This window comes from Thalassospira sp. SM2505 (assembly GCF_054901115.1).
In genome coordinates this window covers 1,724,333-1,736,502 of record NZ_CM142731.1, presented here as the reverse complement: position 1 = coordinate 1,736,502, position 12,170 = coordinate 1,724,333, and the positions used below count along the sequence as shown (strand labels likewise).

Genomic DNA, 12,170 nt, shown 5'->3' with positions numbered 1-12,170 from the left:
GGCAGGGCTATCTGTCTGACTTTGCCATTAATCAGACAATGCCGCCATCCACAATGAAGTTTTGCGAAGAACAGGCCGATGACACATCAGAGGCCAGAAACAACACCATCTGCGCAACATCATCACCAACCAGTCGACGCTTGACGCATTGCTGTTGCTGAATGCGTTCCTCGTCCTCGGGCGAAATCCAAAGATCCAGCTGTCGCTGCGTCATGATACAGCCCGGCGTCACGGCATTTACGCGAATACCGTCATGCCCCCAATCACGCGCCAAAGCACGGGTCAGACCAATGATCCCGGCCTTTGCGGTTTCATAGGTCACAAGGTCAGGCAGCCCCATCATATAACTTACGGAACTGAAATTAATGATGCTGCCAGCCCCCTTTTCCTTCATGCCGGGCGCCACGGCCTGCGCACAGAAGAAATGATGGTTCAGGTTGACATCGAGCCCGTCGCGCCATTGATCCGGTCCGACATCTTCGGGGGAGTGACGATCATCGCGGGCCGCGTTATTGACCAGAACATCAATGGTTCCAATGGCGGAAGATATTTCGCGAACGGCGCCGGGAATCGCCGTTTGCATGCGCAAATCAAGCGATTTGTAGACAGGTGCGACACCTGTTTCGTCGCGGATCGAGTCAATCAGCTTTTGCGCTGCATCGTCATCAATATCGAAGAATCCGACACGTGCCCCCTGGGCACAGAATGCACGGACAATAGAAGCCCCGATCCCCGACGCACCGCCGGTTACAAGCACGGATTTCCCGTCAATGTCGTGATAACTCGCTGTCATAACGTTCCCTGTCATCTCTTTGTTTTATTTTAGGCAACCAAATTAAATGATGCGGTGCATCATGAACAAAACAGCCAAAAATCAACTGAAGATACCCGGTTTGGGGTCAATTTGATCGTCTAAAGGTCAGTTTTTAATTTATTCACTAAAAAAAATTTGACAGGACGCTCACTTCGCGTCAACATTTTTTCGACAACAAAAATAAATGTCATCACAAGACACACTCATTCAGGGAAGAAACCGATGAAAAAACTCCTTTCAACGGCCATGCTGGCCGGTACCGTACTGCTGTCTGCCAATGCCTTTGCCGCTGACCTGACGGTTGGTGTCAGCTGGTCAAACTTCCAGGAAGAACGCTGGAAAACCGATGAAGGCGCAATCAAGGCTGCTCTCGAAGCTGCTGGCGCGGAATACATCAGTGCCGACGCACAGAGCAATCCGTCCAAACAGCTTGCCGATATTGAAAGCCTGATTGCACGCGGTGCTGATGCACTGATCGTTCTGGCACAGGATTCCGCATCGATCGGCCCGGCCGTCGAACAGGCACTGAACGAAGGCATTCCGGTGGTTGGCTATGACCGCCTGATCGAAAATCCGAACGCCTACTACATTACGTTCAACAACAAGGAAGTCGGACGCCTTCAGGCCGAAGCCGTATTTGGCGCACAGCCCAAGGGCAACTACGTCTTCATCAAGGGCGCACCGACCGACCCGAACGCCAATATCCTTCACGAAGGTCAGCTTGAGGTTCTTCAGGCAGCGATTGATTCCGGTGCCATCAAGGTTGTCGGCGAGGCCTATACCGACAGCTGGCAGCCGGCCATTGCTCAGCGCAACATGGAACAGTTCCTGACCGCTGCGGATAACAAGGTCGATGCAGTTGTTGCCTCCAACGACGGCACGGCTGGCGGTGTGGTTGCCGCCCTTTCCGCACAAGGCATGCAGGGCATTCCGGTGTCCGGTCAGGATGGTGACCATGCTGCGCTGAACCGTGTTGCACTTGGCACCCAGACGGTTTCGGTCTGGAAAGACGCACGTCTTCTGGGCAAGCAGGCTGCCGAGATCGCAGTCAAGCTGGCCAAGGGCACCAAGCTTGGCGAAGTTCCGGGCACCGAGGACTGGAACAGCCCGAATGGCGTAACCATGAAATCCTTCTTCCTTGATCCGGTTGCGATCACCCAGAACAAGCTTGATCTGGTGATTGATGCCGGCTGGGTTTCCAAAGACGTCGTATGCAAAGGCGTTCCGAGCGGCAAGGTATCTGCCTGCAACTAAGGTTCGCTTTTAGTTCCTTATGCCTAGCTTAACCCGGGGTCGGCTGCTGTTGCCGTGCGCAGATTACAGCATGTCGGCCCCGCTGCCTTACGAGCGTTTTCATGTCACGACTACTTTCTAAAATGGAAGTCGACCGCCGACTGGTTGGCCTTGCCGTTGTTCTGCTGGTCATCTGGATCGGTTTTGATATCGCATCGGGCGGGCGTTTTATTACCCCGCGCAACATCTTTAACCTGTCGGTTCAGACGGCATCCGTTGCCGTGATGGCCTGCGGGATGGTTCTGATCATTGTCACCCGGCATATCGACCTTTCGGTCGGCGCCATTCTTGGTGTTCTGGCAATGATCATGGGGGTCGTTCAGACCGATCTTCTGCCACAGTTTCTGGATTACAATCATCCGGCCACCTGGATCCTGACCCTTCTGATCGGCATTACTCTTGGTGCGGCTATTGGCGGATTGCAGGGCGTTGCCGTTGGATATCTTGGTGTTCCGGCCTTTATTGTCACGCTTGGCGGCCTTCTGGTCTGGCGCGGATCGGCATGGTGGGTCACACAAGGACGCACAGTAGCCCCGCTTGACCATAACTACATTCTTCTGGGCGGCGGCATCGAAGGTACGATTGGCGCGACCTGGAGCTGGATCGTGGCCCTGATTGCCATTCTTGCGATCATTTATGCCGCCATCATGGAACGCCGCCGTCGTCTTTCTTTTGAATTCCCGGTCAAACCGATCTGGGCTGAATATACCAACACCATCATCAAAGCCGGTCTGGTTCTTGCTGTAATCACGACCCTTAACGCCTATCACCTGCCAATTCGCGCCGCCGAGCGCCTGCTTGAGAACAAGGGCATTCCGGTCACCCCGGAAAATCTTGAAATCTCGCACGGCATTCCGATCCCGCTTCTGATCGTTGCGCTTGTTGCGATTGTTCTGACCATTGTCGTCAAGCGCACCCGGTTTGGTCGCTATATCTTTGCGATTGGCGGCAACCCGCAGGCAGCCGAGCTTGCCGGGATCAATGTCAAACGCATGACCGTTGCCGTCTTTGCCCTGATGGGCGTCCTGTGCGCGATCAGCGCAGCGATATCATCAGCCCGCCTGCAGTCTGCCGGCAACGATCTGGGTACACTTGATGAATTGCGCGTGATTGCGGCCGTTGTGATTGGCGGCACGTCGCTTGCGGGCGGTGTTGGCACAATTTACGGTGCGCTGATTGGTGCTCTTGTCATGCAGAGCCTGCAAAGCGGCATGGCGCTTCTGGGTGTGGATACATCCCTTCAAAGTATTGTCATCGGGCTGGTTCTTGTTCTGGCTGTCTTTAGCGACAAGTATTTCCACCGTCGTTACAGCGACCCGACCGCGTAAGGAGACCGGATATGACGACCACAGAGATGAATAAAGATCCGCTTGTCGAAATGCGCGATATCCATATCAGCTTTGGCGGGGTCAAGGCGGTCGACGGCGTTTCGATTGACCTTTATCCCGGCGAGGTTGTCGGGGTACTGGGCCATAATGGTGCTGGCAAATCGACCCTGATCAAGATCCTTTCGGGTGCATATCAGGCCGATAGCGGGCAGATCATTGTCGATGGCAAGGAAGCCAAAATCGAAAATGCCCGCGATGCCCGGGACAACAATATCGAGACGATCTATCAGAATCTGGCACTTGCCGATAATCTGGATGCGGCCCAGAACCTGTTTCTGGGGCGCGAGATCATCGACCGGTTCGGTTTCCTTGATGACGCGGCGATGGAACACAAGGCCCGTGAGGTTCTTCATCGTCTGAATCCGAATTTCAAAAAATTCACCTCCCCCGTTTCGGCCCTGTCAGGCGGGCAACGGCAATCGGTTGCGATTGCGCGCGCCCTTCTGTTTGAAGCCCGCGTTCTTATCATGGACGAACCATGTGCGGCCCTTGGCGTGCATGAAACAAAGATGGTCGGCGAACTGATTGATCAGTTGAAACGTGACGGGCTCGGTATATTGTTGATCAGTCACGATCTTCATGATGTGTTTGATCTTTCCGACCGCCTGCATGTGATGAAAAACGGAAAGCTGGTCGGCAGTGTCCGCACAGAAGATGTCACCCATGATGACGTTCTTGGCATGATCATTCTGGGCAAGATGCCCGAACATCTATTGCATCTGGCCGGACCCGGGGCGACCAACGCCCCCGGCGCACCGGACGGATTGCCTCCTGCAAGCACCGCACATCAAAGCGAAACAAGCGAGAACACCCAATGACCCTAGGCTTTCCGGTAAACCAATCCGATATCCTGCCCCACGATGCCAATCGTGCAATTCTGATCGGGCGCATTTGGGACCCGCGGGTTTCCGGCCCGACCCCGGTTCTGGTTGATGGCGAAAATCTGCGCGATATCAGCAATCTTGCCCCGACGATCAGCCAGTTGCTTGAACGCGATGACCTGATTGCGCGCCTGTCCAATCCGGCAAGCTTCCCGACAGCAGCGTCACTGAGCGACATTCTTGAACAGTCACGTCCGGGCACAGACACCAAAACCGCCCATCTTCTGAGCCCCAACGATCTTCAGGCGATCAAGGCAAGCGGCGTGACTTTTGTCGCCAGCCTGCTGGAACGCGTGATCGAGGAACAGGCACGCGGTGACGCCAGCAAAGCCGACCAGATCAGAACTGAAATCACCGGCATCATCGGTGATGACCTGTCACAGATTGAACCGGGCTCGGCAAAGGCCGCCGAGATCAAAAGCGTCCTGATCGAAAAAGGCGCATGGTCGCAATATCTTGAAGTGGGCATCGGACCGGATGCGGAAATCTTTACCAAGTCACCGGTGATGTCCGCAGTCGGCCATGGAGCGCATGTCGGTCTCCATCCGATTTCAAACTGGAACAACCCGGAACCCGAAGTTGTCCTGACCGTCACGTCCAAAGGCAAGATTGTCGGCGCGACCCTTGGCAATGACGTCAATCTGCGTGATGTCGAAGGTCGATCCGCATTGCTTCTGGGCAAGGCCAAGGACAATAACGGTTCTTGCGCGATCGGCCCGTTCATTCGCCTGTTTGACGACAACTTCACGCTTGAAACCGTCAAGGCCGCAGATATCGCCATGGCCGTTGACGGCATGGATGGCTATCACCTTGATGCGGTGAGCTCGATGAGCCAGATCAGCCGCACACCCGAAAGCCTTGTTGGTCAGGCGATTGGCAAGCATCATCAATATCCTGATGGCTTCATGCTGTTTTTGGGTACGATGTTTGCGCCCACAGATGACCGCGGTGGCGCAGGCAAGGGCTTTACCCATGAAATGGGCGATCTGGTCACCATTTCGACACCAACCCTTGGCAAGCTGATCAATCAGGTTGACCGGTCGGACGCCATCAATCCCTGGCACTTTGGCATTACCGCCCTGATGACCAATCTGGCCGCACGCGGACTTCTGTAACATACAGAACACACGCCCCTTCTATCCCCTTGCCAAAACGGGATAAAAAATGCCCATATTTACAAGGCGGGCGAAAAGCCCGCCTTGCCATCCCAAAGGATACTAAGCCGCTTCATGAGCCGCCGTACAGAAGCCGACACCCCACGCCAGCCATCCCAGATCGCAATTCTGCGTTACTTGCGCATTCACGGGCCCGCGGCACGTATCGATATCGGCACCGCAACGGGATTGAGCCCGGCGACCGTAACATCGCTGACCGCTGACCTGATGGCACAGGGGCTGGTACATGAAAGCCAGGGCACAGCAACCGGAACCGGCAGCAACGGCAACGGGAATGGCGGATCCACCCGTGGTCGCCCCAAGGTTCTGCTTGACCTCGTTCCCACCGCTGCCTGCGTTATTGGCGTAAAGATCACAATCAATCTGATCGAAATCGCCCTTGGCAATTTCAAGGGCGAGATCGAATGCAGCTCTGAACACAGTATCAATACCCGCGATCTTGACGAGAAAGAGCTCATCGCAACCCTGATCAGACTGATCGACGGGTTTATCGAAGAGCACAAGGATTTCTCGGCCCGTCCACCGGCAGGCATCAGTATTGCGGTACAAGGTGTATGTGACAGCAATAGCGGCGAGATCATATGGTCCCCCGCCCTTCGTCGTCGCAACATCGCCCTGACCAAGGCGCTGGGCGAACGGTTTGGCGGCATCGTGCAAATGTCAAACGATGCCAACTGTATCGCCACCGCCATTTCGCAAAATACCAACCTGCATCGTGGTGGCGATTTCGCCGTCATCATGCTGGGCTATGGCATCGGCATGGGACTGGTCCTGAACGGGTCGGTCTATAATGGCGATTTTGGTACGGCCGCCGAGTTCGGCCACACCAAATATCAACCTGATGGTCCGCTTTGCAATTGCGGCAAGCGCGGTTGTCTTGAAGCCTATATCGGGGATTACGCCATTCTGCGCGATGCCCGTGGCCTGATTGATCTTCCCGATACGAACAGCCTGCATCCAAGCGAAGAACAGATGATGGATCTGGTTGCCCGCGCACGCGCAGGCGACGAGGATCTGGCGGATCTGTTTCGCCATGCAGGCAAGGTGCTGGGATATGGCATCGCCAATCTGATTGCCCTTTTGGGGCCCAAACAGATTTTCATCACCGGATCAGGCGCACGCGCCTATGACATGATGGAGCCGGAATTGATGCAGGGCCTTGCCCAGGCACAGGTTCCCGAATTACGGCGCGGGCCCGAAATTACCCATCTGGCCTGGGACAAGGATCTGGCCCTGCAAGGGGCGATTGGTCAAAGCCTTTTGCGGCATGACGAGAACATGTTTCAGGCCATCACAACGATCTAGCCACAAGCATGCCACGAACAAAAAAGCCGCTCTGTTCGGAGCGACTTTCTTTTGTCGTACATGACTTGAAACGTGCGGATTAACGCCCGTTTTTCTTGCGCCATTCTTCGTAATTGGCCTTGGTTTCATCCTTGGTTGCCGGATAAAGGCCAATGATCGGCTTGCCTGAAAGGACTTCTTCAAGAACGAAGTCCTCAAAGCTTTCCATGCCCGCGCATTCATCTGCAAGTTCATCTGCGAGATGGGCCGGAATGACAACAACACCGTCCTTGTCCCCGACCAGAACGTCGCCCGGAAATACCGGTGCATCACCGCATCCGATTGGCACATTAAGGTCATAGGCCTCGTGCAGGGTCAGGTTGGTCGGCGCCGACGGGCGGGAGTGATAGGAATGAATGGCAAGCTTGCCAATGCCTTCGGCATCACGGAAACCGCCATCGGTCACGATACCTTCGACACCGCGTTTCATCAGGCGGGTAACAAGGATTGATCCGGCAGACGCCGCGCGTGCGTCCTTGCGGCTATCCATCACCAGAACATGACCGGCCGGACATTGTTCGACCGCCACGCGCTGTGGATGGTTCGGATCGCGGAAAACCTCGATCGGATTGCGATCTTCGCGGGCCGGGATATAGCGAAGCGTATAGGCCTGCCCGACCATGTTTTCATCCTTGGGGGCAACCTGATGAACATTCTGGATGAACTGGTTGCGCAGATTGCGTTTGAAAAGTGCTGTGCACAGCGAAGCGGTGCTGATTTTCTTGAGCTTGTCGCGTGTCGCACTGCTCAGGACATAATCACTCATATTTTGTCTCCGTGGGTTTGCCCGGCGTCAAAGCGCCGGGCGGCATCTTGGTAAAGGCAGTTACGCGATATCAGCAGGCAGAACATCGGTCGGGATGTTCTGATAGCAAACCGGACGCAGGAAGCGGCGGATCGACATGGTGCCGACCGAGGTTGCACCAAAGTTTGTCGATGCCGGGTATGGCCCGCCATGGACCATGGTGTCGGACACCTCGACCCCGGTTGGGAACCCGTTGGCAAGAACACGCCCCGCCTTGTGCTCAAGGATCGGCATCAGCGAGCGCGCATCGGCGGCATCACCCGCATCCAGATGGAGCGTGCAGGTCAACTGACCTTCAAATGCCTTGGCAATGGCCCGCATTTCCGCAACATCCTTGACCCGCACCACCAGACCAAGCGGACCAAAGACCTCTTCGCCCAGCACATGGTTCGACAGCCAGTTTTCACCGGTGGTTTCAAACAAATACGGTGTTGCGTTCCGAAGATCGCAAGACGTGGTCAGGACCTCTTTCACCCCAGACGTTGCCGCAACGCGCTTGGCCCCTGTGCGATAGGTTTCGGCCATGCCATCGGTCAACATGGTCTGGGCTGCCACCCCCGAAAGGGCTTCCTTGGCCGAGGCGACAAAGGCATCGGCATCCGGGCCATCAATAACAACGGCAATCCCCGGATTGGTGCAGAACTGCCCGGCCCCCATGGTCAGCGACCCGGCCCAGCCAACACCCAGTGCTTCACCGCGTGCCGCAACTGCCTCTGGCATCAGGAACATCGGGTTGACCGAGCCCAGTTCGCCAAAGAACGGGATCGGTTCGGGACGGGCTGCGCACAGATCAAACAGTGCGCGACCACCACCAAGCGACCCGGTAAAGCCGACCGCCTTGATCAGCGGATGCTGTACCAGCGACTGACCAACATCACGTTTGCCGCCCTGAACAAGGCTGAAGACGCCCGGATGGACACCGCATTTCCTGATCGCGGCATCAATGGCCTGGGCAACGATTTCACCCGTACCCGGATGGGCGGAATGGCCCTTGACCACGACCGGGCAACCCGCCGCCAGTGCAGATGCGGTATCACCACCAGCAACTGAAAACGCCAGCGGGAAGTTCGACGCCCCGAATACGGCCACCGGACCAATCGGGCGCTGCATCAGGCGCAGGTCAGGACGCGGCAGCGGCGCACGATCAGGCAATGCTTCGTCATAACGACGATCCAGATAGGCACCATCAAGGATGTGGCTGGCAAACAGACGCAGCTGACCGACTGTCCGACCACGTTCGCCCTGAAGGCGGGCTTCGGGAAGGCCGGTTTCCTGGGCGCCGATTTCGGTGATTTCATCGCCGCGCGCATCAATCTCATCGGCGATGGTATTGAGGAATTTGGCGCGCTCTTCGCGGGTGGAATAGCCAAAGGCCCAGAAGGCTTCCTCGGCGGCCTTGGCGGCCTGATCGACAAGCTCGGGCGTACCGACGGGGAAAGTATTGGCCGGACCGTGGGCCGGTTCGGACTGGAAGGTCGCGCTACCTGCAACCCAGTCGCCCGCGATCAGATGTTTTCCTGTCAGGGTATAGGACATGGATGTCTCCTCTGTGCGGCAGGGCCGCTTATTTCACAAGATTGTTCTGACGCATGAAGCCAACCAGCTTGTCATGCTGCGCATCGGTCAACGGCCATGCGGATGGCGGGCGCGTCGCACCACAATCATCCCCCAGCAGTTTAAGGGCTGCTTTGACACCGGTCACGTTCGTACCGTTCATTTCTTCGGCACGGACTTCTTCAAAGGCACTCATATCGCGGATCAGACCGCGGGCCATGGCATAGTCACCGGCCTCAAGGGCAGCGTGAATTGCCATCGAACGTTCCGGCCAAACGTTAATAAGGCCCGATGTAAAACCACGCGCACCCACCGCATAGAATGCCGGTGCCCAAGTTTCAGCCAAACCTCCAACCCAGACAATATCGGGATCACAGGCATTGATCGCCTCGGACAGCTTCATGGCATTGGGCGTTGCCCATTTGACACCAGCCACACCTTCGATGGCACAGAGATCGGCAATGGCCTTGGTGCCGATGGTGTCATTGCGCAGATACAGCATCATCGGAAGACCGCCTGAAGCATCGGCGATGCGCTTGATATATTCGACAACACCACGCGGGGCGACAAAGGGATCTGGCGGCTGATGGATCATAAGGGCCTCCGCACCTGCTTCGGCAGATGCCTTGGCCAGCGCACAGGCATCACGCACTCCTCGCCCGATACCGGCCAGCATCGGCGCACGCCCATCGAGCATCTCGGCAACCGATTTGACCATGGTGATGGCTTCATCCGTGGTCAGCGCATAAAACTCGCCGGTATTGCCATTGACGACCGGAAAATGAACGCCCGCAGACAATGCCCGATCAATGATCGGTTTCAGCTTGGCTGGTGCAAGATCGCCATTCTCGTCATAGGGCGTTACGAGAATGCCGGAAATACCCGACAGCACGCCACGCAGATCGGCTTTGGAAAGTGCCATGGATCGATATCCCTGATTGGTTTGGTTCGTGTTTCGGGGACGGGGCGCATTCAACCACCCCATCCCTTGCGTCTGTTTCTGGTCTGGCGGCAAGCCTAGAAAATATCCGGCTCGCCCGCGGTTTCGCCAAATTCTGGCGACAGGAAGTCAAAGTCGCAGCCTTCATTGGCCTGCGTGACATGTTTACCAAACATCCAGCCATAGCCACGCTGATAGCGGGGTTCCGGCGCCTGCCACGCAGCACGACGACGTTCAAGCTCGTCCTCGTCAACCAGCATGTCCAGACGGCGGCTATCAAGATCAAGTTTGACGATGTCACCGGTTTTCAAAAGAGCGAGCGGACCACCGATATAGGCTTCCGGTGCAACATGAAGCACGCAGGCACCATATGACGTCCCTGACATACGCGCGTCCGAAATGCGCAGCATGTCACGATGGCCCTGTTTGATCAGCGCCTTGGGAATTGGCAGCATGCCCCATTCCGGGAAACCGGGGCCACCAAGCGGACCGGCATTACGCAGCACCATTACATGATCTGGCGTGATATCGAGATTTTCGTCATCCACCGCCTTTTTCATTTCAGGATAGCTGTCAAAGACAAGTGCTGGGCCCTGATGGTTGCGGAACCGTTCATCACAGGCAGCAGGCTTGATCACCGCGCCATCCGGACACAGATTACCCCGCAGAACCGCAAGCGATCCTTCATGATAAACCGGATTGGACAGCGGACGGATGACATCATCATTGTAAACCGTCGCGCCTTCGAGCGTCTGGGCAAGTGTCTTGCCGGTCACGGTGGTAACCGAGGTATCAAGTTTATCGCCAAGCTGGGCCATCAGGGCGCGCAGCCCCCCGGCATAATAGAAATCTTCCATCAGGTAGTCGCCTGTGCCCGACGGGCGAATATTGGCGATCAGCGGTGTGGTGCGACCAAGTTCATCAAGATCATCAAGGGTGATCTTGATCCCGGCGCGACGCGCCATGGCAAGCAAATGAACAACTGCATTGGTCGAACAACCGGTCGCCATCGCAACCACAGCCGAGTTGCGGACAGATTGGGGGGTGACAATCTTGTTCGGGGTCAGGTCTTCCCAGACCATATCAACAATACGACGGCCACACTGAGTCGACATACGAATATGTCCGGCATCAGGTGCCGGGATCGAAGACGCACCCGGAAGGCAAAGCCCCATGGCCTCGGCAATGGCGGTCATGGTCGATGCGGTCCCCATGGTCATGCAGTGACCGTATGAACGGGCAATGCCGCCCTCGACACCCACCCATTCCTCGTCACTGATGTTACCAGCCCGGCGTTCATCCCAGTATTTCCAGGCATCCGAACCCGAACCAAGGATTTTACCGGCATAGTTGCCGCGCAGCATCGGGCCCGCAGGCAGATAGATCATCGGCACACCAGCCGAAAGCGCGCCCATCACCAGACCCGGCGTGGTTTTATCGCAACCGCCCATCAGAACCACACCATCAAGCGGGTGGGACCGGATCATTTCCTCGGTCTCCATGGCAAGCAGGTTGCGATACAGCATCGAGGTCGGCTTGGTGAAGGATTCATCAACCGAAATCGTCGGGAGTTCAACCGGGAAACCACCGGCCTGATGCACACCCTTTTTGACGTCAGCAGCGCGCTCACGGAAATGCAAATGGCACGGATTGATTTCCGACCAGGTATTGAGGATGCCGATCACCGGGCGTCCGGTCCAGTCTTCGGGATCGAGCCCCATCTGCATCAGGCGCGATCGATGCCCGAACGAGCGAAGATCGTCAGGCGCGAACCAGCGCGCACTTCTGAGATCTTCCGCGGATTTTCTGTTTTTGTCGGACATGGCGTTCCTCCCGTCATTCGACCGCCACCAATTTTGCCTCTGGGCGCAATCCGGGCGGCCTGTACTTTTGATTAATGGTTTATGTATGCGCATACACTTACAAGATGTCAAGTGAACTTACATGCCAAAACCAAAGAAACATCATGCGCAAAA

General features: G+C 56.3%; 10 protein-coding genes. 5 read left to right on the top strand and 5 right to left on the bottom strand.

The genetic code is table 11. The features are described from left to right. Positions 1-31: 31 nt before the first annotated feature. Positions 32-793 (bottom strand): SDR family NAD(P)-dependent oxidoreductase, encoded by a 762-nt coding sequence (locus ACTU44_RS07810; RefSeq protein ID WP_114099937.1) that lies wholly within the window; start codon positions 791-793, stop codon positions 32-34. 243 nt (positions 794-1,036) lie between these two features. Here ACTU44_RS07810 and xylF point away from each other — a divergent pair, with 243 nt between their 5' ends. The 5 genes from xylF to ACTU44_RS07785 all read left to right on the top strand — a co-directional run bounded on the left by xylF (position 1,037) and on the right by ACTU44_RS07785 (position 6,856). Further along, positions 1,037-2,068 (top strand): D-xylose ABC transporter substrate-binding protein, encoded by a 1,032-nt coding sequence (gene xylF, locus ACTU44_RS07805; protein WP_114099938.1) that lies wholly within the window; start codon positions 1,037-1,039, stop codon positions 2,066-2,068. A 101-nt stretch (positions 2,069-2,169) separates the two neighbouring features. After that, positions 2,170-3,435, top strand: coding sequence for a sugar ABC transporter permease (locus tag ACTU44_RS07800; RefSeq protein ID WP_336083628.1), 1,266 nt, complete (start codon positions 2,170-2,172; stop codon positions 3,433-3,435). Positions 3,436-3,446: 11 nt separating this feature from the next. Continuing rightward, entirely contained in the window at positions 3,447-4,313 is an 867-nt protein-coding gene (locus ACTU44_RS07795) for an ATP-binding cassette domain-containing protein (RefSeq protein WP_114099940.1), read from the top strand. Further along, the gene (locus tag ACTU44_RS07790; protein ID WP_114099941.1) at positions 4,310-5,491 is read left to right on the top strand and encodes a fumarylacetoacetate hydrolase family protein; all 1,182 of its coding nucleotides are present in this window, start codon (positions 4,310-4,312) and stop codon (positions 5,489-5,491) included. Before ACTU44_RS07795 ends, ACTU44_RS07790 begins: the two co-directional genes overlap by 4 nt. A 114-nt stretch (positions 5,492-5,605) precedes the next feature. Next, on the top strand, positions 5,606-6,856 hold the full coding sequence (locus ACTU44_RS07785) for an ROK family protein (RefSeq protein ID WP_462097131.1): 1,251 nt from the start codon (positions 5,606-5,608) through the stop codon (positions 6,854-6,856). Between the two features lie 79 nt (positions 6,857-6,935). Here the strand turns inward: ACTU44_RS07785 and ACTU44_RS07780 are convergent, their stop codons facing one another. The 4 genes from ACTU44_RS07780 to araD all read right to left on the bottom strand — a co-directional run bounded on the left by ACTU44_RS07780 (position 6,936) and on the right by araD (position 12,017). After that, complete coding sequence (locus ACTU44_RS07780; protein WP_114099943.1) at positions 6,936-7,661, bottom strand: ribonuclease activity regulator RraA; 726 nt, start codon at positions 7,659-7,661, stop codon at positions 6,936-6,938. A gap of 60 nt (positions 7,662-7,721) precedes the next feature. Further along, entirely contained in the window at positions 7,722-9,236 is a 1,515-nt protein-coding gene (locus tag ACTU44_RS07775) for an aldehyde dehydrogenase (NADP(+)) (protein ID WP_462097130.1), read from the bottom strand. Between the two features lie 28 nt (positions 9,237-9,264). Then, positions 9,265-10,176, bottom strand: a complete 912-nt coding sequence (locus ACTU44_RS07770) for a dihydrodipicolinate synthase family protein (RefSeq protein WP_462097129.1) — start codon at positions 10,174-10,176, stop codon at positions 9,265-9,267. Positions 10,177-10,271: 95 nt separating this feature from the next. Beyond that, positions 10,272-12,017 (bottom strand): L-arabinonate dehydratase, encoded by a 1,746-nt coding sequence (gene araD, locus ACTU44_RS07765; RefSeq protein ID WP_462097128.1) that lies wholly within the window; start codon positions 12,015-12,017, stop codon positions 10,272-10,274. Positions 12,018-12,170: the final 153 nt, after the last annotated feature.